The sequence below is a fragment of the Pseudomonas sp. LBUM1640 genome, assembly GCF_059716225.1.
Map to the genome: position 1 here is coordinate 3269446 of NZ_CP166816.1, position 23714 is coordinate 3293159.

Annotated in this window: 20 protein-coding genes and 1 pseudogene; 15 read left to right on the forward strand and 6 right to left on the reverse strand. The window is 61.1% G+C overall.

Annotation, left to right across the window (positions count from 1 at the left end; genetic code table 11):
• Nucleotides 1–128: 128 nt before the first annotated feature.
• Nucleotides 129–1055 carry a LysR family transcriptional regulator gene (locus tag ACA065_RS14725; RefSeq protein WP_497695150.1) on the reverse strand — a complete coding sequence of 309 codons (927 nt, stop codon included), beginning with the start codon at nt 1053–1055 and terminating at the stop codon, nt 129–131.
• A 113-nt stretch (nt 1056–1168) separates the two neighbouring features.
• On the opposite strand from ACA065_RS14725, the gene ACA065_RS14730 reads away from it, so the two are divergent.
• The 7 genes from ACA065_RS14730 to ACA065_RS14760 all read left to right on the forward strand — a co-directional run bounded on the left by ACA065_RS14730 (nt 1169) and on the right by ACA065_RS14760 (nt 8582).
• Nucleotides 1169–2152, forward strand: a complete 984-nt coding sequence (locus tag ACA065_RS14730; RefSeq protein ID WP_497695151.1) for an aldo/keto reductase — start codon at nt 1169–1171, stop codon at nt 2150–2152.
• Between the two features lie 176 nt (nt 2153–2328).
• Entirely contained in the window at nt 2329–3108 is a 780-nt protein-coding gene (locus ACA065_RS14735) for a CDP-diacylglycerol diphosphatase (protein WP_497695152.1), read from the forward strand.
• Nucleotides 3109–3304: 196 nt separating this feature from the next.
• Nucleotides 3305–5299, forward strand: coding sequence for an aminotransferase class I/II-fold pyridoxal phosphate-dependent enzyme (locus tag ACA065_RS14740; RefSeq protein ID WP_497695153.1), 1995 nt, complete (start codon nt 3305–3307; stop codon nt 5297–5299).
• Nucleotides 5300–5322: 23 nt separating this feature from the next.
• Entirely contained in the window at nt 5323–6177 is an 855-nt protein-coding gene (locus ACA065_RS14745) for a transporter substrate-binding domain-containing protein (RefSeq protein WP_497695154.1), read from the forward strand.
• Entirely contained in the window at nt 6177–6881 is a 705-nt protein-coding gene (locus ACA065_RS14750; protein ID WP_497695155.1) for an ABC transporter permease, read from the forward strand. Before ACA065_RS14745 ends, ACA065_RS14750 begins: the two co-directional genes overlap by 1 nt.
• A gap of 7 nt (nt 6882–6888) precedes the next feature.
• Nucleotides 6889–7587, forward strand: coding sequence for an ABC transporter permease (locus tag ACA065_RS14755; RefSeq protein WP_497695156.1), 699 nt, complete (start codon nt 6889–6891; stop codon nt 7585–7587).
• Nucleotides 7584–8582 carry a DMT family transporter gene (locus ACA065_RS14760; RefSeq protein ID WP_497695157.1) on the forward strand — a complete coding sequence of 333 codons (999 nt, stop codon included), beginning with the start codon at nt 7584–7586 and terminating at the stop codon, nt 8580–8582. The genes ACA065_RS14755 and ACA065_RS14760 overlap by 4 nt, the downstream gene beginning before the upstream one ends.
• Here ACA065_RS14760 and ACA065_RS14765 read toward each other — a convergent pair.
• Nucleotides 8538–9077, reverse strand: a pseudogene (locus tag ACA065_RS14765) (TetR/AcrR family transcriptional regulator); the annotation flags it as partial. The gene ACA065_RS14760 and the pseudogene ACA065_RS14765 overlap by 45 nt on opposite strands.
• 90 nt (nt 9078–9167) lie before the next feature.
• Here ACA065_RS14765 and ACA065_RS14770 point away from each other — a divergent pair.
• The 6 genes from ACA065_RS14770 (at nt 9168) to xylB (ending at nt 17572) form a co-directional block, all read left to right on the forward strand.
• A complete protein-coding gene (locus ACA065_RS14770; protein ID WP_497695158.1) occupies nt 9168–10166 on the forward strand; it encodes a M14 family metallopeptidase in 999 nt (332 codons plus the stop codon).
• A 1422-nt stretch (nt 10167–11588) separates the two neighbouring features.
• Nucleotides 11589–13121 carry a sugar ABC transporter ATP-binding protein gene (locus tag ACA065_RS14775; RefSeq protein WP_497695159.1) on the forward strand — a complete coding sequence of 511 codons (1533 nt, stop codon included), beginning with the start codon at nt 11589–11591 and terminating at the stop codon, nt 13119–13121.
• On the forward strand, nt 13114–14106 hold the full coding sequence (locus tag ACA065_RS14780) for an ABC transporter permease subunit (protein WP_497695160.1): 993 nt from the start codon (nt 13114–13116) through the stop codon (nt 14104–14106). The genes ACA065_RS14775 and ACA065_RS14780 overlap by 8 nt, the downstream gene beginning before the upstream one ends.
• A 33-nt stretch (nt 14107–14139) precedes the next feature.
• Entirely contained in the window at nt 14140–15072 is a 933-nt protein-coding gene (locus ACA065_RS14785; protein ID WP_497695161.1) for an ABC transporter substrate-binding protein, read from the forward strand.
• Nucleotides 15073–15093: 21 nt separating this feature from the next.
• Complete coding sequence (locus tag ACA065_RS14790; protein ID WP_497695162.1) at nt 15094–16086, forward strand: LacI family DNA-binding transcriptional regulator; 993 nt, start codon at nt 15094–15096, stop codon at nt 16084–16086.
• Between the two features lie 16 nt (nt 16087–16102).
• Nucleotides 16103–17572, forward strand: a complete 1470-nt coding sequence (xylB, locus tag ACA065_RS14795; RefSeq protein ID WP_497695163.1) for a xylulokinase — start codon at nt 16103–16105, stop codon at nt 17570–17572.
• A gap of 198 nt (nt 17573–17770) precedes the next feature.
• Here the strand turns inward: xylB and ACA065_RS14800 are convergent, their stop codons facing one another.
• Nucleotides 17771–18619 (reverse strand): NmrA family NAD(P)-binding protein, encoded by an 849-nt coding sequence (locus ACA065_RS14800; protein WP_497695164.1) that lies wholly within the window; start codon nt 18617–18619, stop codon nt 17771–17773.
• A 101-nt stretch (nt 18620–18720) separates the two neighbouring features.
• On the reverse strand, nt 18721–19161 hold the full coding sequence (locus tag ACA065_RS14805) for an Lrp/AsnC family transcriptional regulator (protein WP_497695165.1): 441 nt from the start codon (nt 19159–19161) through the stop codon (nt 18721–18723).
• A 109-nt stretch (nt 19162–19270) separates the two neighbouring features.
• Between ACA065_RS14805 and ACA065_RS14810 the strand changes: the two genes are divergently transcribed.
• Nucleotides 19271–20176 (forward strand): DMT family transporter, encoded by a 906-nt coding sequence (locus tag ACA065_RS14810; RefSeq protein ID WP_497695166.1) that lies wholly within the window; start codon nt 19271–19273, stop codon nt 20174–20176.
• Here ACA065_RS14810 and ACA065_RS14815 read toward each other — a convergent pair.
• Nucleotides 20154–22133: a peptidase U32 family protein gene (locus tag ACA065_RS14815; RefSeq protein ID WP_497695167.1), complete on the reverse strand. Its 1980-nt coding sequence runs from the start codon at nt 22131–22133 to the stop codon at nt 20154–20156. The genes ACA065_RS14810 and ACA065_RS14815 overlap by 23 nt on opposite strands.
• A 229-nt stretch (nt 22134–22362) precedes the next feature.
• Nucleotides 22363–22743 carry a RidA family protein gene (locus ACA065_RS14820; protein WP_497695168.1) on the reverse strand — a complete coding sequence of 127 codons (381 nt, stop codon included), beginning with the start codon at nt 22741–22743 and terminating at the stop codon, nt 22363–22365.
• A 151-nt stretch (nt 22744–22894) separates the two neighbouring features.
• Between ACA065_RS14820 and ACA065_RS14825 the strand changes: the two genes are divergently transcribed.
• Nucleotides 22895–23695: a hypothetical protein gene (locus ACA065_RS14825; protein ID WP_497695169.1), complete on the forward strand. Its 801-nt coding sequence runs from the start codon at nt 22895–22897 to the stop codon at nt 23693–23695.
• Nucleotides 23696–23714: the final 19 nt, after the last annotated feature.

The window sequence follows — 23714 nt, forward strand, 5'->3', positions numbered from 1 at the left end:
GAAGCCCCGGTCTAGAAGGCTCCCGAGGCGTTTACCTTATGTTGTGCTCAGGGTGGTATTGATTCCTTGGCTCGGTTTTTATGTCGTTACGCTGTGTGTCGAGCGCCGCAGCCACTGCCGGCACAGGTTCAATGTGGCGCCATCAACTGCGAGCCGATGGTTTTCAGGCGGATCATGTCCATCAACTGACGCAAGCCCGGCTGCGACTGGCGACGACTGGGGTAGTACATACATAACGGTTCGCCGATGCATGCCCAGTCCGGCAGGATTTCCACCAGGCGGCCGTCCGCCAGTTCCTGTTGCACGCGGTTGGACAGGCAATAAGCCACCCCCACACCCTGCAACGCCGCATTCACGATGGTCTCGGTGTCGGCCGCGCTGAAGTTGCCGGGCACGTCGATACGTTGTTGGCGCGGGCCATTGCCCAGTTCCCATTTGTAAGTGGTCTTGTCACCCAGGTACATACGGATGCAGGCGTGCTGCAGCAGGTCCTTGGGTGCCTGCGGTGTGCCGCAGCGGGCGAGGTAGGCGGGGGAGGCGACCATGATCCAGCGCAACGCGCCGGTCAGCGGCACCGCGACCATGTCCTGGGGCACGGTCGCGCCATAGCGGATACCGGCGTCGTAGCCCTCGGCAATGATGTCGATCAGATGGTCTTCAACGATCAGGTCCAGGCGCAGTTGCGGGTAAGCGTTGGCGAAATCGCCGAGGATCGGTGCCAACAGCAGCACGGAGGCATCGTGTGGCACGTTCAGGCGCAGGCGGCCAATCGGCGCTTCGCGATACAGCTCAAGCGTGTCGAGGCCGTCCTGGATCGTCGCAAACCCCAGGGTGAGTTTTTCTGCGAGCAGGGTGCCCGCGTCAGTCGGCTCCACGGCGCGGCTGGTGCGGTACAGCAGCTTCACGCCGAGGCGGGTTTCCAGGTTGCGCATGGTGTGGCTCAACGCCGAGGTGGTCACCCCAAGTTCGTGGGCCGCATGGCGGAAACTGCGGCGGCGGATGATCGCCATGAACACATTGAGATCGGCCAATTCGGAACGATTAAACGCAGCCATTACAAGCCTCTTTAGTAGGAGTTCGGTTGTACGGGGCGTTGAGCCCTATTCAACCTGGGATGATCTAGAGTAATTGCTTTTCTATGTATTGTTGCTGGCACAAGGAATTTTTCATGAGTATCGAGACCCTGCGCATAGCCGGGATTGATAAGGCGGTCTCGCGGGTTGCCCTCGGCACTTGGTCCATGGGCGGGCATTTGTGGGGTGGCGCGGATAATGAGCAGTCGAGCCGAACCATCCGCCATGCCTTGTTAAACGGCATCAACCTGATCGACACGGCGCCGGTGTATGGGTTTGGCCTGTCCGAAGAGCTGATCGGCAAGGCGTTGCACGGTGTGCGCCATAGCGCGGTGATCGCGACCAAAGCCGGCTTGCAATGGGACGATGGTACCCCCCGGCGCAATGCCACGGCCCAACGTATTCGTAAAGAAGTTGAAGACTCGTTGCGGCGTTTGGAAACCGACTACATCGACCTGTACCAGGTGCACTGGCCCGACCCGTTGGTGGCCCAGGAGGAAACCGCCGAAACGCTTGAGCAACTGCGCCGTGAGGGCAAGATTCTGGCCGTCGGTGTGAGTAATTACTCCTGCGCGCAAATGGACGATTTCAGCCGCCACACCGCGTTGGCCACCGTGCAGCCGCCGTACAACCTGTTCGAACGCGCCATCGACAGCAATATCCTGCCGTACGCCAAGCAGCATTCCCTGGTGGTATTGGCCTATGGCCCGCTGTGCCGAGGGTTGCTGGCCGGCAGCATGCATTCGGCCACCCGCTTTGGCGGTGACGATGTGCGCGCGCTCGACCCGAAGTTCAAGGCGCCGCGGTTTGAGCAATACCTGGCCGCCGTGGCGGCGCTGGATAGCTATGCCCGCGAATGCCACGGCAAGTCAGTGCTGGCGTTGGCGCTGCGCTGGGTGCTCGATCAAGGCCCGACGATTGCGCTGTGGGGCGCGCGTCGGCCGGAACAATTACGCGGCTATGAAGAGGCGTTCGGCTGGCAGTTGAGTGCCGATGACCTGACACATATCGACCGTATCCTCGCCAGCACGATAAAAGATCCAATCGGGCCGGAATTTATGGCCCCGCCCAAACGTTAAACCAGGTGTCCCGTCTCACAAAAACTGACCCTTTTAGACGGCGTCTGTTGTCGCCATGCTGCGTTGCCTGACAACAACAGCCACTCGTCGAAAGAGGATCGTATTTGCGAGACGGGACACGCGACAGGGATGTCAGCGACAACAATAACTGACATCTCCGTACGTTGAGGTTTTGCATGAAACGCGGTTCCCTATTCAAGATCGCCGGTGGTTTGCTCTGTGGGCTTGCGCTGGTCGGGGCCTGGCAATGGCGGGGCAACCCCGATGCCCTGTGGCACATCGTCAGCCAGCAATGCGTGCCCCATCAGCAACAGCAGCAAAACCCCGGCCCGTGCCTGGCGGTGGACCTGGACCGTGGCTACACGCTGTTCAAAGACCGCAACGGCCCGTTGCATGACCTGCTGATCCCGGTCGACAAAGTCACCGGCATTGAAGACGCCGCCCTTGGCCGTCAGTTACTGCCGCATTACTTTGCCCAGGCCTGGCGGCACCGCGCTGTGTTGTCTGAAGGGCTGACAAAACCGATTCCGGATAAGTTCGTGTCGGTGGCAATCAACTCGCGCTACGGCCGCTCACAGAACCAGCTGCATGTGCACATCGCTTGCCTGCGCCCGGATGTCTTTGCCGTGCTCAATAGCCAAACCCGTCACCTTGATGCGCAGTGGCAGGTGTTGCCGACTCGCCTGATGGGGCACACCTACAGTGCCCGCACGCTCTCGGCGGCGGATGCCGATGCGCTCGACCCATTGGCCGTGTTGCGTGAATACGTGGATGCGCAGGGCGACGCGATGAGCCAGTACAGCGTGCTGATGACGCCCCGCGCCGATGGCAGCCTGGTACTGCTGGCCACGCACCTGGCATTGACTGAACTGAACCTGGGTTCGGCCGGCGAGCTGCAGGACTACCGCTGTGACTTGATGAACCCACCCGGCGCCAGCGGGTTGCAGTCAGGCTGATGGTTAACCTGAAACTCGATCAAATGTAGGCGTGCCCGCATCAGGCAAGCTTCATTCACGACCTCTTTAACCGATAAACGACACCCACCCAAACCTATCCATTGAACGAGTGTTCAGTTTGCACTATGTTGACCGCATCCACCCATTTGCACGCAAACGGGTTCGCGCTTTTTCTTCTTGAACGAGAGGCCCTGGCATGCGGTTTTCCCCCTTCGTTGAACGAATTGCAGGGCAGGGCGTAGCCGCCTGGGACATCCACCACGCGGCGTTCCAGGCTGCCAGCCAAGGCGAAGACATCATCATCCTCAGCGTCGGCGACCCCGATTTCGCCACGCCGTCCTTTATCACCGATGCCGCCGTGAGTGCGTTGCGCGGCGGTGACACCCACTACACCGAGATCCCCGGTCGCCCGACATTGCGCGATGCGGTTGCTGCGCGCTACAGCAAAACCCTGTCGCGCCCATTGAGCGCCGACAACGTGATCATCGTGGCGGGTGCGCAGAACGCCTTGTTCATCAGCTCCCTGTGCCTGCTGCAAGCCGGTGATGAAGTGCTGGTGCTCGACCCGATGTACGTCACCTACGAAGCCACGCTCAAGGCCAGCGGCGCGACGCTTACGCGCGTGCCATGTTCGCCGGAGTCAGGGTTTCGCCTGGATGCGCAACGGCTCGCCGCGGCGATTACCCCGCGCACCCGGGCGATTTTCTTCTCCAACCCGAACAACCCCACCGGCGTAGTCCTCAACCCGCAAGAGCTGCAAGCGATTGCCGAGCTGGCCATCGCCCATGACCTGTGGGTGGTGGTGGATGAGGTCTACGAAAGCCTGGTATTTGACGGCCACTACCACAGCCTGGCCGCGTTGCCGGGCATGGCTGAGCGCTGCATTGTGATCGGCAGTTTGTCCAAATCCCACGCCATGACCGGCTGGCGGATCGGCTGGATCATTGCCGCGCCGCAGATGGTCGTTCATGCAGAAACCCTGGTGCTGAGCATGCTGTATGGCTTGCCCGGTTTCGTGATGGAAGCTGCCACCGCGGCGGTTCTGGCCCATGAGGAGGTGACGGTGGGCATGCGCGAAATCTACCGGCGCCGCCGTGACCTGGTCGTCGCCGGCCTCAGCGCGTGCCCGGGGATCAAGGTGCAGGCGCCGCAAGCGGGCATGTTTGTGCTGGTGGACGTGCGCGGCACCGGCCTGGGCTCATTGGATTTCGCCTGGCGGTTGTTCCGCGAAGCGGGCGTGTCGGTGCTCGACGCGGCCGCCTTTGGTGAGCCGGCGCAAGGTTTCGTGCGCTTGTCCTTCACCCTCGGTGAAGAACGCCTGGCCGCGGCCTGCCAACGCATCGTCGCGTTCGTCGCCAAGCTGTCGGGTGAGCCGCGTATCGCGGCCGCGCCGAAGATCGAGGTGGTGCAACCGGCCCAAGCCAAGAAGATGATTGAAGTCATCGACCTGCATAAGCGCTTTGGCAATATCGAAGTGCTCAAGGGCATTTCGCTGACCGCCCACGAAGGCGAGGTTATCTCGCTGATCGGCGCCAGCGGCTCGGGTAAAAGCACCTTGCTGCGCTGCATCAACATGCTCGAAGTGCCCGACCAGGGCAGCATCCTCGTCGATGGCGAAAGCATCAAGTTGAATTACGGCACCCCCGGTGCGCCACTGGTGGCCGACGCCAAGCAACTGGTGCGCATCCGCTCGACCCTGGGCATGGTGTTCCAGAACTTCAACCTGTGGCCGCACCGCACCGTGCTGGAAAACCTGATCGAAGCGCCCACCCAGGTACTGGGTGAAAGCCGTTCCGAGGCCATTGAGCGTGCCGAAGCCTTGCTCGACCGCGTGGGCCTGGCCGCCAAACGCAACGAATACCCGGCGTTTCTTTCCGGCGGCCAGCAGCAACGGGTGGCCATTGCCCGCGCGTTGGCCATGCGCCCCAAAGTCATGCTGTTCGACGAACCCACCTCAGCCCTCGACCCGGAACTGGTGGGCGAAGTGCTGCGCGTTATCCGCTCGCTGGCCGAAGAAGGCCGCACCATGATCCTGGTCACCCATGAAATGGCCTTCGCCCGGGATGTGTCCTCCAAAGTGGCTTTTCTGCACCAAGGCATGATCGAGGAAACCGGCACGCCGGACTCGGTGTTTATCGACCCACGCAGTGAGCGTTGCCGACAATTCGTCAACGCGCATCAAACTCGCTAACACCAAAAAAGACGGGGCAAATCATGAAATCCAGACGCATGGCAACGTGGTTGAGCAGTGCAGTGTTGATGTTGGCCGCAGGGTTTACCCAGGCGGCAGAAAAACCCATCGTGTTCGCGGTGGCGGCGGAACCCTACCCACCGTTTACCGTAAAGGGCGGCAACGGCCAGTGGTCCGGCTTTGAAGTCGACCTGATCCACAAGCTGTGTGAAGGCATGAAAGCCGAGTGTCAGATCAAGGAAGTGGCATGGGACGGCATCATCCCGTCGTTGCTGGCAAAGAAGGTCGACGTGATTTTCTCCTCGATGTCGGTCACCGATGAGCGCGAAAAGCAGATCGCTTTCAGTCGCGCCTATTACGATTCGCTGCTCGGTGTGGCGGGCCCCAAGGGCGCGACCGTGGACATCACCCCTGAAGGTCTCAAGGGCAAGTTGATCGGTGTGCAGATCTCCACGGTCAGCGCCAATTACCTGAAAAAATATTACGAAAACATCGCCGACCTTAAGTACTACGACACCCAGGAGTCGGCCAACGCCGACCTGATAGCCGGGCGTATCGACTACATGATGGCCGACGACACCGCCATCGCCATGATGGTCAAAACCCCGGAAGCCAGCGGCCTGGCGCATATCGCCAGCGTGCCCTACGACCCGATCATCGGCCGTGGTGTCGGCGCCGGTCTGCGCAAGGAAGACACCGCGCTCAAGGCGCGTCTGGACAAGGCCATCGGCGAGCTGCTGGTGAGCAAGGACTTTGATGACCTGTCCCAGCATTACTTCGGTGTGTCAGTCAGCCCGTGCAAGCGTAGCGACACCCCGGCGTATGTGAGCAAGACCTGCGACAGCCCGTACCAGCAAATCGCCCAGAAGACCGAATAATGCTCGATCTCCTCAGCTTTGGTGAACAAGGATGGGGCAACGCGCTGCTTAAAGGGTTATGGATGACCCTGCAAATTTCTGCAGGCTCGTTTGCCGTAGGGTTGTTGATCGGCTTGGTGGTGGCCTGCGCCAAGCTCAGCGCACCGCGCCCGATTGCACTCCTCATGCGCGGCTACACCACGGTGTTTCGCGCAGTACCGGAACTGCTGCTGATCCTGCTGCTGTACTACGCAGGCTCCATGGGCCTCAATGCGCTGATGCTGTGGCTGGGGTTCGAGCAGGTGAATATCAGCGGCCCGTTGGTGGCTATCCTGGTATTGGGCTTGGTTCAAGGCGCGTACGCCTCGGAGATTTTCCGTGCGGCAATCCTGGCGATTCCCCACGGCCAGATCGAAGCGGCGCGTGCGTTTGGCTTGAGCGGGTTTGGCCTGTTTCGCCGGGTGACCTTGCCGATCATGGCGCCCTACGCCTTGGCCGGTATGTCCAACCTGTGGATCAACCTGATCAAGGACAGCGCCTTGATCAGCGTGGTCGGCACCAACGAACTGCTGTACACCGCCAAGCAGGCGGCGGGTTCCACGCGTCACTATTTGCTGTTCTACCTCACGGCCGCCGCCTTGTATTACCTGGTGACGCTGGCTTCCAACTACCTGTCCGGGCGCCTGGAGCGACGTATTCGTCGCTGGATGCCGGTTGTCGAGTGAGCGGCCCATGCCTGAGTGGATAAGCTATTACGCGGGGCTGATCGCCAAGGGGCTGCAGACCACCTTGACGCTGCTGGCGATCTCAGCAGTGCTGGGCTTTGCCCTGGCGGTACTGGTGGCGTTGGCCCGCTTGTCGCGGCGCAAATGGTTGGCGCGCGGTGCACTGGCCTACACCAGTGTGCTGCGCGGCACGCCGCTGTTGATCCAGATCTACATTTTCTACTACGGGCTGGGCAGTTTGTTTGCTCAGTTCCCGATGGTGCGTGGCAGCTTCCTGTGGCCATTTTTGCGCGACGGCTATTGGTACATCGTATTTGCCCTGGTGCTGTCGGTGGGCGCCTATGTGGGTGAAGTGATTCGCGGTGGCCTGCTGGCGGTGCCCAAGGGCGAAATGGAGGCCGCGTCTGCCTTTGGCATGACCGCGCGCCAGGCCTTGCTGCGCGTGCGTTTGCCACGGGCGATGCGGCTGCTGCTACCGACCCTGGCCGGGGAGACGGTGATGTTGCTCAAGTCCACTGCACTGGCCTCGACAATTGCCGTGGTCGACCTGCTGGGCGCAGCCAACGTGGTGCGGGCGCAGACCTTGCAAATCTACCAACCCTTGCTATTGGTGGCTGGTGTCTACCTGTGCCTGACCTTCCTTATCGAAGGCGTCTACGCCATCGCCGAACGGCGCGGCACGCCACTGCGCAGGTCGGTGGGATGAACCAGAACCGTTCGTTGCAAGGGATTGCCCTGTGCTCGCTGGCCTACGCGTTCCTGGCGTTGCAGGACGCCGTGATCAAATGGCTGGTGGCCGATTATTCGGTGTTCAGCATTCTGTTCTGGCGCAGCCTGGTGGTGGTCGGCGCGTGTGTAATCGCCGGGCGTATGGGCTTGTTGCGCCGGGCCTGGACCTCGGTCAGCCGCAGGCTGCTGATCATTCGCGGGCTGCTGTCGTTGCTGGCGTGGTTGCTGTATTACACCGCCGCCAAGGACCTGACCCTGGCGGAAATGACCACGTTGTATTTCTCTGCGCCGATCATGGTCACGCTGCTCGCGGCGCTGATCCTCAAGGAGCGCGCCAGCCGGGGCCAATGGGTTGCGCTGATCATCGGCTTTGTCGGTGTCGTGATCGCCTGTCGCCCGAGCAATATGGTCGACCCGCTGCCCATCGCCCTGACGTTGGCCGCTGCGTTGTGTTGGGCATTCACCTATATCCAACTGCGCCAGGTCGACCCGACCACCTCGGTGCTGGAGCAGATGTTGATCACCAATGTGGTGTTCGTGATCTGCATGGCCGTGACCTTGCCCTGGACCCACACCCCGGCGCCGACACCCGCGTGGCTGGGCATGTTGGCCGCCGGTCTGGTCGGCGGTATCGGTCAGTTCCTGCTGTTTGCGAGTTTCCGCCGGGCCACCGCAACCTTGCTCGCGCCGTTCGAATACACCGGGTTGATCTGGGCGTTTCTGCTGTCGAGCCTGATCTGGGGCACGTCGATGGATGTGTCGTTGATCATCGGCGCGGTGCTGATTGCAGTCAGCGGCACCTTGGCGATGCTCAGCGCGCGTCACCCTGAATCACAGGACGTGGTCGGCGCTGAATGCGCCGTGACGCAACCCCTGTACCCAGCAGCGGCAGATGTGCAAGCCGTTGGCGGGGCTGAAAGTGCCGGGGTTGAGGCACCCCTCGAGCCAGAGCCCGTCAAGCATCGCCGATAGACCGATGGCAGCCAGGTGGCTGTCGTGGATCACCAGGTTTTCGCTGCGGGCCAAGTCATCGAGCAGCGCCTGGATCAGTGCCAGGTAGGCGCGATAGCTGTTTTCGTGGGCCTGGTTTACGTGGGGCGAGTGGCGGATCAGGCTCCAGAACACCACCCACACGCCGAGCAGGTCGGGGTCCATGACGCGCGGCGAAAAGGATGCACTGAGAAACGCATCCAGGCGTGCGGCGGCGCCTTCGGCCAACTCGACTTGAGCCCACAGCGCGCGGGTCAATTCACTGGCCAGCTTGTGGTAGGTCTCGGCGATCAGCGCATCGATGCTGCCGAAATGATGGTTGAGCAAACCCACCGAAACCCCGGCTTGCGCCGCGATCTTGCGCACGGAAATGCCGGCATGCCCGTCGCGGGAAAGGCTGGTGAGGGTGGCGGCAATCAGCAGGTCCCGACGTTCATCGGGGTCGGCACGGCGCAGTTTGGGAGGGTCGACGGTCACGGGAATGCCTTTGATGAAAGACCAGAGCGCTAAGGTTAGTTGAACGTGTGTTCAATCTCTAGCGATAAAATAATGTGAGGAGGGCAAGGCATGGCAAAAGACCTTTCGTGGCAGGTGGCCGGTGATTCCGGCAACGTGCTGCACATCGGCGCCTGGCGCTTTGAAGGCGACGGCAGCGGGCCTACGGTGCACCTGCAAGCGGGCGTGCACGCCGATGAAATCGCCGGGATGCTGGTGCTGCATCAGCTGCTGCCGCGCTTGCAGGCGTGCCAGGATCAGGGTCGTCTCAAAGGCACGGTGACCGTCGTGCCCCAGGCGAACCCCTTCGGTATCGGCCAATTTCGCCAGGGCAAGTTGCTGGGGCGTTTTCACGAGGCCACCGGGCAGAACTTCAACCGTGCCTTCGATCATTCCCTGGCCATGGAGCGCCCGGCGAGCAACCTGGCGCAGTGGCAAAAAAGCCTGGTGCAGTTAGCCGCCGCCGCCGAACTGGTGCTGGACCTGCACACCGACGATGAGGCACTGCCTTATCTCTACATTCACCGCAGCTTCTGGCCAGAGCAAGGCCTGGCGCTGGCGGCGGCGTTGCAGGTGGACGTGGTGATCGTCTGGGATGACGGCGGTGACGGCTCCTTCGAAGAAACCCTCATCAACCACGGCGCGCCGCGCTTGGCGGCGACTATCGAATTGCGCGGCCAAGCGGATGTCAGTGATGCGCTGGCGCAGCAGGATGCCGATGGGTTATGGGCCTGGCTGTGCATCAACGGCGTGATTGATGAAGTGGCGGCCATCAGTGAATGGCAAGGCGAAGTAGTGGACATGGGCTGCATGGAAACCATCCTTGCGCCCTGCGCCGGAGTGCTGGTGTTTGAAACCGGCCTGGGTGATCAGGTCGAAGAAGGCCAGCGTTTCGCCCGGATCATCGGCCGCCCCGGCGACCCAACGTCAGAAGTGATTTTGCACGCCGCGCAGACCGGCCGCATGGTTACCCGCCACCGCGAGCGGTTGGTGGCGCAGGGTTCGGTGGTGGCCAAGTTTACCGGCACGCGGTTGTCCGACAGCTACAGTGGCGGGGTGCTGGACCCGTAGTGCAGCTCCGCTTTTCTGTGGGAGCTGGCTTGCCTGCGATGGGGTTAGGTAGATTGAGTACATATCCGTTGCTGCGGTAACGGCTTCGTATGGTTTCGCTCTTACAGCGAGTCACTTTTGGCAAACGCCCCAAAAGTAACCAAAAGGTCTTTGCCCCACCACTCGGTGCCTCGCTAAGGCTCGGCATGCCCTCACTCCGGCTTGAATCCGTGGGCCGCCGCGATGGGCCATCCTTGGCCCAGCGCGGCTAACCCGGCGTCCTGCCGGGTTACCCACGGATTCAAGCCTGCGTTCGGCCATCGTGGTTAACGGGGCCTGTCAGATCAAAATCAAGATCAAAAGCAGAGCACGGCGGCCTAGTAGCCGACCTGAGTGGTTGAAGCAAAAGCAGGGCAACAGCACAGCAAAAACAGATCAGAAGCAGAGCTGCTTTTCTGTGGGAGCTGGCTTGCCTGCGATGCAGACAACTCGGTAAATCAGTGAGACACAGTCGATGCCTTCGCAGGCAAGCCAGCTCCCACAATTAGACCGAGAACAGCTTCAGTAAACAGGTCGGCTGCCAGGCCGCCTCGAGTTTGCTTTTGATCTAACCACTCAGGTCGGCTACTAGGCCGCCGTGCTGTAGATTTTGATCTTGATCTTGATCTTAGGCGCCCCGTTAAACCACGCTGGCCGAACGCAGGTATTACGGAGCGGGTAAACCGGCAGGACGCCGGTTTAGCCGCGACGGGGCAGGGACGGCCCGTCGCGGCGGCCCGCGGAGTAATGCCGGAGAGAGGGCACACCGAGCCTAGGCGAGGTGCCGAGTGGTGGGGCAAGAGCCCTTTTGGTTACTTTTGGGGCTCTTTTCCAAAAGTGACCCGCCGTAAGGGCGGAACCAATATCAGCCAATACCGCAGCAACGGATATGTACCCGCGCCCCCCACGACACCCGCAGAATTCAATTCGTAAAAAAGATGTGTAGATACCCATGGCCATCGCAGGCAAACCAGCTACCACACAAATGCAGGTCAGCGATCAGCCAAATTACCCTGCGCCAGCCCGACTACCTTAGCCCAAACATAAACGGACCTTTCACCGGGCAATTCTGGCTTTTTGCCTTGATCGCCAACCCCACATCAAGCAGTTCATTGCAGATTTGTGCGACGTTTTTCGGCGTTACATACATGCGTTGGAGGCCATGACGCGTCCTGATTTTCCCACAATGACTGTGGGCAGAACGTGCGGGTCGAGGGTTCTATTCCTCTGTCTTGTAAATTTCATTTCATGCGAGTCCTAAAAACACGTGTTTTACGCTCCAGCACTTGATGAAACGTTTAATCAAACGATAAACGGCACACGCAAGCGCTTGCGTAAGGAAATGTAACTGGACTAGAGTCGGCAGCACTCGACTACAAAAATAATAATTCCAGGAGCTCATCCATGAGCCTTGAACCCTTGCTTGAGATGCAGGGCATCAGCAAAACCTTCAATGGTTTGCGCGTGCTCAAGAATGTCGGCCTGAAGGTCTACCCCGGTGAAATTCACGCGTTGATGGGGGAGAACGGCGCCGGCAAATCGACCCTGATGAAAATCCTTTCCGGCGCTTACCAGGCCGACCCCGGCGGTACAATCCGCATCGACGGCCAGCCCGTTGCCACCTTCGACCCCGCCACCGCCAAAACCCTCGGCATTGCTGTGATCTACCAGGAACTGAGCCTGTGCCCGAACCTGAGCGTGGCCGAGAACATCTACCTGGGCCGCGAACTGCGGCGCGGCTGGACCATCGACCGCAAGGGCATGCAGGAAGGCTGCATTGAGGTGCTGCAACGCCTGGGCGCCGAGTTCAAACCCGCCACGCCGGTCAGCAGCCTGTCGATTGCCGAGCGCCAGTTGGTGGAAATTGCCCGCGCGCTGCATGCCCACGCCAGGATCCTGGTGATGGACGAGCCCACCACGCCACTCTCGTCCCGTGAGACCGACCGCCTGTTTGCCTTGATCAAGCAGCTGCGCAGCCAGGGCCTGGCGATCATCTATATCAGCCACCGCATGGCCGAGATCTACGAGTTGTCGGACCGGGTCTCGGTGCTACGCGACGGCCAGTACATCGGTGAATTGACTCGCGAAGCCTTGTCAGCCGAAGTGCTGGTGAAAATGATGGTCGGTCGCGACCTGTCCGGCTTCTACAAGAAGGAACACGCCGCCTACAACCCCGGCAACGTGGTGATGCGTGTGCGTGACATGGCCGATGGCAAGCGCGTGCGCAACTGCAGCTTCGACCTGCATGCCGGTGAGGTATTGGGCATTGCCGGGCTGGTCGGGGCAGGGCGCACGGAGTTGGCGCGGCTGATCTTCGCCGCCGACCCGCGCACCTGCGGCACGCTTGAAGTGGTCGGTAAGACCGTGACCCAACTGCGCAACCCGGCGGACGCGATTCGCGCCGGCGTGGTGTACCTCACCGAAGACCGCAAGGCCCAGGGGCTGTTTCTCGACATGAGCGTGGCCGACAACATCAACGTGTGCGCCTGTGTGCCGGACGCGCATGCCGGTGGCGTGCTGGATCGCGGCCACGGGTTGCAACGCGCGAATGATGCGATCAAGTCACTGTCGATTCGCGTGGCGTCGGGCAAGGTCAATGTCGGCGCATTGAGTGGCGGCAATCAGCAAAAAGTGCTGTTGGCGCGGCTGCTGGAGGTCAAGCCCCATGTGCTGATCCTCGACGAACCGACGCGCGGCGTGGACATCGGCTCCAAGTCCGAGATCTACCGCATCATCAATCAACTGGCGCTTGCGGGCGTTGGCATCGTGGTGATCTCCAGCGAGCTGCCGGAAATCATCGGCACCTGCGACCGCGTGCTGATCATGCGCGAAGGCCAGTTGGTGGCCGAAGTCGGCGGGGCATCGGGCCACGCTATTTCCCAAGAACGCATTATTGACCTCGCCACCGGTGGCGATCAGGTGGCTGCCCATGGCTGATTCAAACAACAACACACTGCCCCTCGCACCCGTCGGCAAGGCGGAGCGCATTCGCGAACTGATGCGCACCGTCGGCATGTTGCCGGTGCTGATATTGCTGCTGGTGGGGTTTGCCCTGGCCAGCGAAAACTTCCTTACCGTGCAGAATCTGTCGATCATCACTCAGCAGGCCTCGGTGAATGTGGTGCTGGCGGCGGGCATGACCTTTGTGATTCTCACTGCGGGTATCGACCTGTCCGTCGGCGCGATTCTGGCGGCCTCCGCCGTCGTCGCGTTACAGGCCTCGATGTCGCCGCAATTTGGCATGTTCGGGATTGCGGCCGGCGTCGGTTTCGGTCTGTTACTGGGCTTGGTCAACGGCGGCTTGATCGCCTTCATGCGTCTGCCGCCGTTTATCGTCACCCTCGGCGCACTCACCGCCATGCGTGGCCTGGCGCGGTTGCTGGCGGATGACAAAACCGTGTTTAACCCCGACCTGCCGTTTGCGTTTATCGGCAACGATTCGGTACTTGGCGTGCCGTGGCTGGTGATCATTGCCGTGGCCGTGGTGGTGCTGTCGTGGTTCATCCTGCGCCGCACAGTCATGGGTGTGCAGATCTATTCGGTCGGCGGCAACCCGGAAGCAGCGCGGCTGTCGGGGATCAAGGTGTGGAAGGTGCTGCTGTTTGTCTACGCGATGTCCGGGGCATTGGCCGGGCTGGGTGCGGTGATGAGTGCCTCGCGCCTGTTCGCTGCCAACGGCCTGCAACTGGGGCAGTCCTATGAGCTGGACGCGATTGCTGCGGTGATCCTCGGTGGCACCAGTTTTACCGGCGGCGTGGGTACCATCGGCGGCACGCTGATCGGCGCGCTGATTATCGCGGTACTCACCAATGGCCTGGTGCTGCTGGGGGTCTCGGATATCTGGCAGTACATCATCAAGGGCATCGTGATCATCGGCGCGGTGGCGCTGGATCGTTATCGCCAATCCGGCGCACGCACCTGATTCACTCCAACAACAATCACAAGAGAGACCCGCATGAACTTCAAACGCCTGTTTCCCGTTATTGCCTTGGCTGCCGTGATGTCCAACGTGGTCCAAGCCCGCGAACTCAAGGCCGTCGGCATCAGCATGGGCTCGCTCGGCAACCCGTATTTCGTGACCCTGGCCGACGGCGCCACGGCGCGGGCCAAAGAGCTGAACCCCAACGTCAAGGTGACGTCGGTGTCGGCCGACTATGACCTGAGCAAGCAATTTTCGCAGATCGATAACTTCATCTCGTCCAAGGTCGACCTGATCCTGCTCAATGCCGTCGACCCATCGGCGATGGCCTCGGCGATCAAGAAAGCCCGGGATGCCGGCATCGTCGTGGTGGCGGTGGATGTGGACGCCAAAGGTGTGAATGCCACGGTGCAAACCGACAACGTCGAAGCCGGTAAGCTGGCCTGCCAGTTCCTGGTGGACAAGCTCGCGGGCAAGGGCAATGTGATCATCCAGAATGGCCCGCAAGTCACCGCCGTGACCGACCGCGTCAAAGGTTGCAAGGCCGCGTTCGCCTCCGCACCGGGCATCAAGGTGCTGTCCGATGACCAGGACGGCAAAGGCTCGCGCGAAGGCGGCCTGAATGTGATGCAGGGCTATCTCACGCGTTTCCCGAAAATCGATGGCCTGTTCGCAATCAATGATCCACAAGCGATTGGCAGTGATTTGGCGGCCAAGCAGCTCAAACGCAGCGGCATCCTCATTACCTCGGTGGACGGCGCACCGGACATCGAACACGCACTGAAGACCGATACGCAAATCCAGGCCTCGGCCAGCCAGGACCCGTGGGCCATGGCGCAGACGGCAGTGAATGTGGGCAACGACATTCTCAATGACAAAGCCCCGGCCGAAGCGGTTACCCTGCTCACGCCAAAACTGATCACCCGTGACAACGTCGGTACGTACAGCGGCTGGTCGAGCAAACATTGATCCATTGAAGGGGAAAGCGTCGTGGTCACCATGGATGACGTGGCAAGCAGGGCGGGGGTGTCGACGTCGACCGTGTCCCACGTGTTGAACGGCACTCGCAAGGTCAGCGAGGCCACGGTGCAGGCGGTGCAGCGCGCGATTCAGGAGTTGGGCTACATCCCCAATACCCTGGCGCGCTCGCTGGCCCGCTCGAGTACCAGCACGATTGGCGTGGCGATCTCGGCGCTGTCCAACCACTACTTCAGCGAAACCGTGCACGCGATTGAAACCGAATGCGCCAAGCACGGTTACATGATGCTGTTTGTCGACCCCCACGACGACCCGGAGCAGGAGCTGCGGGTGGTCACAGCGCTGCATCATCGGCGCGTTGACGGGATTTTGCTGGCACCGTCCACCGGCTCAAAAGCCCTGCAATACCTGCAGGCCAATGAGATGCCGACGGTGCTGGTGGACCGCATGATGAGTGAGCAGTTTGACCAGATCGGGGTGGAGAACACCCAGTCCACCCAGGCCCTGGTCGCGCACCTGATTGAACATGGGCACCGCCGTATCGGCTTTATCGCCGGGCGCGCGGGGCTGGGTACTACCGATGAGCGCGTGGCGGGTTATCGTGCCGCCTTGCTCGCGGCAGGTTTGCCGTTCGACGCGCAGCTGCTGGTCAACGGCGACTCCAACAGTCAGCCGGCGCGTGCTGCCACTGCGCAGTTGCTGGCCCTGGCCGCGCCACCGACGGCGATCATGGCGGGCAATAACCTGATGACGCTGGGCGCCATGCACGCCCTGCGTGACGCGCAGGTTGAGGTGCCGGGGCAGATCGCCCTGGTGGGCTTTGACGATTTTGATTGGGCGGATTTTTTCGTGCCGCGCCTGACCTTGATTGCCCAGCCCGTGAAGGAGCTGGGCGCGCGAGCGGTGCAGATGCTGCTGCAACGCATGGCCTCGCCCGGTGCGCCTGTGCAGAGTGTGCGCCTGGCGCCGAGCCTGCAATACCGTAATTCATGTGGCTGTATTTGATCGGAATGACCCACGTATGAGCAGTCCTGTTTCCCTTGGTATTGATCTTGGCACGTCCGAACTCAAGGCGATCCTGATGGACGCCGAGGGCGCCGTACTCGCCCACGCCGGTGTGCGCTTGAATGTTTCGCGGCGCCACAGCGGCTGGTCCGAGCAGGCGCCGCAAGACTGGTGGCAGGCCTGCTTACAGGCGCTCGACGCGTTGCGCGCCCATGCGGCGTTTAGTCATGTGGCGTGTATCGGGTTGTCGGGGCAGATGCACGGCGCGGTGCTGCTCGGCGATGACGACCGCGTGTTGTACCCGGCGATCCTCTGGGACGATTCCCGCGCCGTTGCCCAAGCACAACAGCTCGGGCCTGGCTTTGCCGAGATTACCGGCAGCTTGCCCATGGCCGGGCTGACCGCACCCAAACTGCTGTGGCTGCAACAGCATGAACCCGAGGTGTTCAAGGCAATTGACTGCGTGCTGTCGCCCAAGGATTACCTGCGTTTGCGCCTGAGTGGCAAGCGCATCAGTGAGATGTCGGATGCTGCCGGCACGCTGTGGCTGGATGTGGCACAGCGCGAATGGTTTGCGCCGATGGTGCGCGCCACCGGCCTTGCGCCTGCACAGATGCCCCGATTGGTCGAGGGCGGCGCGGCGAGTGCGGGTTTGACACCGAGTGTTGCAGCACGGCTGGGGCTGTCTGCCGAGGTGGTGATTGCCGGGGGCGGCGGCGACAACCCGGTGGCGGCCGTCGGCATCGGCGCAATCAATGCGGGTGACGGTTTCATTACGCTGGGCACCAGCGCGGCCATCGTCGCGATCACCGATCACGCCGTCGGCAACCCAACCAGTGCCGTGCACAGCTTCTGCCACGCGCTGCCCAATCGCTGGTACACCATGGGCGCCATGCTGGCCGGCGCCAGTTGCTTGCGCTGGGTGACGCGGCTAACCGGCACCCAGGACGAACAAACGCTACTGGATCAGGTGCAGGCGCAATTGCCGATTACACAGCCAGTGCCTGTGGGCACGCCGCTGTTTTTGCCTTACCTCGCCGGTGAGCGTACGCCGCATAACGACCCGTTGCTGCGTGGCGGGTTCATGAGCCTGGGCCACGATTGCACACCGGCGATGCTCGGTTATGCCGTGATGGAAGGCGTGGGTTTTGGCTTGCTGGATGCCTTGCACGCCGTGCAGTCAGCCGGCGCCAGCGTGGGGGCATGCGCCTTGGTGGGCGGCGGCGCGCGCAGCGAGTATTGGGCGCAGCTGTTGGCGAATATTCTGCAACGCGAGATTTTCACCTTGCAGGGCAGTGAATTAAGCGCCTGCATCGGGGCGGCGAAGTTGGGGTTTCTTTCGATCGGGCAGGGCGCGGAGTTGTTGCAGGCGGGCATGCCGGTCAAGGCGCGGTATTGGCCTGATGTGAAGCAACAGCCGGTGCTTGAGGCGCGCTATCGCAAGTTCCGGGGGTTGCTGGCGGCGGCGAAGGCGTTGCACGACTGAGCCGCCTGCGGGTTGTAGAGAATCACATAATTGTTCAGTTAAACGCAGCGCCCCTGTGGGAGCGGGCTTGCTCGCGAAAGCGGTGGGTCAGCTACATAAGAGTTGACTGACTCACCGCATTCGCGAGCAAGCCCGCCCCCACATTTAATCTTCGTCGCTTTGAGCTCTGCGTTCGCATAACTGAGGGGATTAAGCGGGTTAACCGGCCAGGGTGCGCAGCACGCTTTCCAGCGAGGTGGCTCCCTTGAGCACTTGATCATGCTCAAAACAGATCCAGCCTTCGTTGAATCCATCGACCATGCGCATGCGCGGCAATGGGTGTTGCGCGCCTTGGCCACGCAGCAGCGGTTCCCAGGTATCGCGCTCAACCACTTCAGCACGCACCTCACGGCCGAGCACGTGCGTCAGGGTCTGGGCGATGTCGTTCGGGCTGACCCACTGGCTTTCCAATTCGACCACGCGCTGGCCGGCCCAGTCTTGCTGCAACAACTGCGCGGCGAGTGTGCCGATGTCGGCGGTGGCAACCATCGGCACGCGCTTGTCGAGCGGTTGCAGGAAGCTATGGATCACGCCGGTGTCGCGCGCGGTGGTGACATCGTACGCTGCGTTTTCCATAAACCAGCCTGGGCGCAGGAAGGTCACGGGGATGTCCAGGGCGCGCAACGCTTGCTCCATCAGCGTGCGCTGGGTCAGCAGGTTGAGTTCTGTGGCCTGCGCGCCGATGGTCGACAGGCACAAGACTTTTTGCGGTGCGGCGGCTTGGAGGGCCTGGCTGACCGCTGCAATTACCGCGCGCGCTTCAGGAAACCCAGGCTGTGGGTCGAAGCCCGGTGGCGGCAGGATGAATACGCCGGTTGCACCCTTGAACGCTTCAGTCAGCGCTTGCGCATCTTCCATCGCGGCAAATGCGATTTCGCAACCCTGGTCCGCCCAATAAGCCGCCTTGCCGGCGTCGCGAATCACCGCGCGAACGGGCAGCCCTGCGTTAAGGAGGTTACGCGCCAGGGCGCCGCCGACTTTGCCTGTGATGCCAGTAATAACGTACATGCGCTTTACACCTGTGGGTTCCAATGAGTGGAGCCCAGCATAAAGTTTGGCCGGCGATGACAGAATAGCGATCAGGTCATTGCGTTAGTGACACAGAATCACTAATCGGCCAGCGGCGGCAAGCGACGTTTGAGTGGGGTTTTCTTGACGATGGCGGTGTTGGTTTCGGCATAGGCGTTGAGCCGGTCGAGCAGCGTGTCGAGGTGGTCCATGGTGCGCACGTGCAGGCGCGCAATAAAGCAGTCCTCGCCGGTGACCTTGTCGCATTCGGTGAACTCGGGGATGGCCTGGATCTGGCGCTCCACCTCCTGCAACTTGCCGGGCAACGGGCGGATACGCACGATAGCTTGCAGCAGGTAGCCGAAGTGTTTGGGGTCGATGTCGACGGTGTAATGGGTCAGCACGCCGCGCTCTTCCAGGCGGCGCAGGCGCTCGCCGACGCTGGGCGAAGACAGCCCGGTGATGCCCGCCAAGGCCTTGAGCGACAGGCGCGAGTCGTCCATCAAGGCCGCGATCAGTTGCTGGTCGATAGTGTCAATCATGCTGTGCGCCTAATAAGAAAAGGTGATTGAGGTTGTTTGCCTATTTTAGTCGCTGGCGTCGCCAACCAGCAGATTGCCATAATTGTGCCTCACTTGAGGAGCTTGCATCGTGGACACATCTACTCGTCGCGGGTCATGGGAAATGGTCGCCGCCATGCTGATTTCGGGCACCATCGGCTGGTTTGTGCTGGTGTCTGGCGTATCGGTGATCGAAGTGGTGTTCTGGCGCTGCGTGATCGGCGCGCTGACGTTGTTGCTGGTGTGCGCGATGTTGGGTTACCTGCGGCTGAACCTGCTGACCTGGGCCAAGCTCGGTCTGGCGATACTCAGCGGCGTGGCCATCGTTGGTAACTGGCTGCTGTTGTTCGAATCCTATTCACGTGCGTCCATCGCTATCAGTACCGCGGTGTACAACGTACAGCCATTCATGTTGGTGATGCTGGCGGCGCTGTTTCTGGGTGAAAAGATCACCGTGCAGAAGCTCGTGTGGTTGAGCGTGGCATTCCTCGGCATGTTGGCGATTGTCACCGCCCATGGCGAGCAGCAAAGCGGTGGCGGGGATTATCGGGTGGGTATCGCCCTGGCCTTGGGCGCGGCGTTTTTGTATGCGATTGCGGCGCTGATCATCAAGCGCTTGAAGGAAGTGCCGCCGCACTTGATGGCGTTGATTCAAGTGATCACTGGCGCACTGTTGCTGGCGCCGTTAGTGCCTTGGAACAGCTTACCTGCAGCGTCCCATGCCTGGGCTGCGCTGGTCACGTTGGGCGTGGTGCACACCGGCCTGATGTATGTGTTGCTGTACGGGGCGATCCAGAAACTGCCGACCGCGATTACCGGTGCGCTGTCGTTTATCTACCCGATTGCGGCGATTTTTGTCGACTGGATTGCCTTTGGGCATCGCCTGGGTTGGCTGCAATGGCTGGGGGTTGTTGCGATTCTGCTGGCGGCAGCGGGGTTGCAGCGGGGCTGGTGGTGGCCCCGCTCCCCAAAGGTTAGTGCGTGCCCTGAAAGATGATGTTTTCCGGGTCGAAATGGCCCACGCCGCTGCCCGGCAGCGGCAAGCCCAGGATGTGCCCCTTGATCTTGCCCACCACGTGCATCTCGCACGGTTTGCAGTCGAACTTCAAGGTCAGCACTTCATCGCCATGAATCAGTTGCATTGGCGCCACTTTGGTCTTCACACCCGTCACACCCTTGGCCTGTTTAGGGCACAGGTTGAACGAGAACCGCAGGCAGTGCTTGGTGATCATCACCGGCACTTCGCCGGTTTCTTCGTGGGCTTCGAAGGCCGCGTCGATCAGCTTTACGCCGTGACGGTAATAGAAGTCACGGGCTTTCTGGTTGTAGACGTTGGCCAGGAACGACAAGTGCGCTTCCGGGTACACCGGCGGCGGTGACGTCTCGGCCTTGCGCCCACCGCGCGGGTGAGCCGCGACGCGAGCGGCGGTCAGCGCCTCGATCACTTCACGGCGCAACGCCTTGAGCTGCGAGTTGGGGATGAAAAACGCCTGCGGCGCGTCCAGCTCGATATTTGTGGCGTGGTACTCGGTGGTGCCGAGTTGGCCAAGCAGGTCGCGCAGGGTGTCCAGCGCCTGTTCCGGCTTGTTGGCCGCGCCAAACGGGCCGGGCAGGGTGACGCTGGCGCTGATGCCTTCTTCGCTGGTTGCGGTCACGTCCAACTGGTCTTCACGCAAGCGTGCGAACCATGCCAAGCCAATACGGCGCTCGGCCGAGGTCTTGAGCAGGGCGTGTTGCCAGTTATGGTCCAGGTTGCGATTCAGCGGGTGGTTCGGGCGCAACTGGTGCAGGCCGGCCGGCATTTCGTTTGGCTCGACGCGGTAGCGGTAGCGTTTCTGGCCGTCTTCTTCGAACTCGCCTTTGGGTTCGGCGATGTTGGCGCGGAAACCCACGACTTCGCGCTTGATCAGCACATTGAGGCCATCGCCGTTGGACAGCGGCTCATGGGTGACCACCTGCAAGTCGCGCTTGCCGGCTTTTTCCACCACACCCACCGGCAGGCCGGTGAAGGTTGGCGTGTCGAACGCGCCGATGTCGACCTTGCGGTCGGTGACGAAGTAGTCGGTGCTGCCACGGTGGAAGGTTTTTTCCGGGTCGGGCAGGAAGAAGTGCGCAGTACGGCCGCTGGAAGCGCGCGCCAGGTCCGGGCGGTCTTCAAGGACGTCGTCGAGGCGCTGACGGTAATAGGCGGTGATGTTCTTCACATAGCCCATGTCCTTGTAGCGGCCTTCGATCTTGAACGAACGCACACCGGCCTCGACCAGCGCGCGGATGTTGGCGCTCTGGTTGTTGTCTTTCATCGACAGCAGGTGTTTTTCAAAGGCCACCACGCGGCCCTGGTCATCTTTCAAGGTGTACGGCAGGCGGCAGGCCTGGGAACAGTCGCCACGGTTGGCGCTGCGGCCATTCTGCGCGTGGGAAATATTGCACTGCCCAGAGAACGCCACGCACAGGGCACCGTGGATAAAGAACTCGATGGCGGCATCGGTTTCATCGGCGATGGCGCGGATCTCTTGCAGGTTCAGCTCACGGGCCAATACCAACTGCGAGAAACCGGCCTGGTCGAGAAACTTGGCGCGGCCCAGGGTGCGAATGTCGGTCTGGGTGCTGGCGTGCAGCTCGATGGGCGGAATATCCAGCTCCATCACGCCCAGGTCTTGCACGATCAACGCATCGACACCGGCCTCGTACAGCTGATGGATCAGCTTGCGCGCGGGCTCCAGCTCGTTGTCGTGCAGGATGGTGTTGATGGTGGTGAACACGCGGGCGTGGTAACGGCGGGCGAATTCGACCAGTTGAGCGATATCGCTCACCTCATTACACGCATTGTGGCGGGCGCCGAAGCTTGGGCCGCCGATGTAGATGGCGTCGGCGCCATGCAAGATAGCCTCGCGTGCGATGGCGACATCGCGGGCAGGGCTGAGCAATTCCAGGTGATGCTTGGGCAAGGACATAGTTTTTTTAGTCAGGCTTGTCACGGTCGAGGCGCGCATTGTAGCTGTGAAATGCCCGACCGGCATCTACCGCAGGGCTGCATTGCCGAATGCGCTAAGGCGCCGCCGATCCAATGTGGGAGCGGGCTTGCCCGCGAATGCGGTGTTTCAGTCAGCTCATGTGTGACTGCCCCACCGCATTCGCGAGCAAGCCCGCTCCCACATTTTGAGGTGTATTGCCAGTGAGAACTCAGGCCTGGGCCGCCATTGCGGTGACTTCCACACGCATGCCTTCCACGGCCAATGCAGCCACGCCTACCGCTGCGCGAACCGGCCATGGCTTGGCGAAATAGCGCTTGTAGACTTCGTTGAACGCAGCACGGTCAACCATGTCGGTCAGGTAGATGGTCAGGTGCATCACGCGGTCCATGGAGCTGCCGGCTTTCTCCAGTGCGACTTTCAGCGCTTGCAGGGTGCATTCGCTTTGCAGGGTGATGTCGCCCAGTTCCAGGCTGCCGTCGGCGCGGGTCGGGATCTGGGTGGAAACCAGGATGCCGTTGAAGCCGATGACGTCGGAGGAGATCGAATCGGCATCCGGGTCGGGGGTGTAGGACAGGTCGTGGTTGGCCATGGGTGCCTCTGAAATAAGCTGGGAAGAAGGTTGGCGCACAGTTTAAACACAGGGCGCGGTAAGGTCACGGCGCCCTTTTTTGTGGTCGATGAGAAGATCGATAGGTAATCTCTCGCCCTAAATATCCGGCTATCAATGGTAAGGACATCGAATGGCAAACGAGTTGATGACGACAGCAGTGTGTTGGGACATGGATGCGAATGTATCGGCCAGCTTTGCCCATAGTGACAAAGATCTTTTTTATTTTTGCCCTTGTTGCCTCAACGAAGTCGTCGCTTCAATTTCGACAATAGGTAACTACTTTTTCAAAGCACTCAATTCCCACAAGCCGGGTTGTGACAACGAAAAAGAAAAGTCGCATGCATCCGCGGTGCCCGGCGTATCAACGCCAAGACCGGCCTCGTCACCCGCGCCGCACGTTCCTAGCCACTTGGGCAAACTTGCTACCCGGCGCAAGAATGCCAAGCCATCGGTGGATGACATGAAAGCTTTGATCGTGCGGGTAACGGCCGCGCCGGCGGTCATCCACCTCGGCACGTTGGCTGAAGTCGTTGATGCCTGGTCTTCAATGTCGGTGAGCGACCGTCATCAAACCCCGTTGACGATCGCAGGCCAACCATTGAGCTACTTCGACGCTTTCGCCCAACTAACCGCGACCCAAAAGGACACCTCGTTATTGGGATGTGATCGGCTGGTCACCCATGCAGGGGCGACGGTCCGTGTGTTGAGCCACGTTATCTTGGTCGTGACCTGGCTTAAGTTCACGACGGACAACAAGCCGGTGCCGATCAGGGCCAAATTCAAACTCACTGATCCTGCTGCCAAGCTCTTGACCGAGGGCCAGCATGTCACACTCTTTCTGCATGGCCCTGCACCCACGCTTAATGCCGCGCAGGCCTATTTCGAAATGCAGCAAGCGACCGAGTACTTCGGCGCTGTAGTGAGGCCTTGAATGGCGCCGGCCTGCGCAG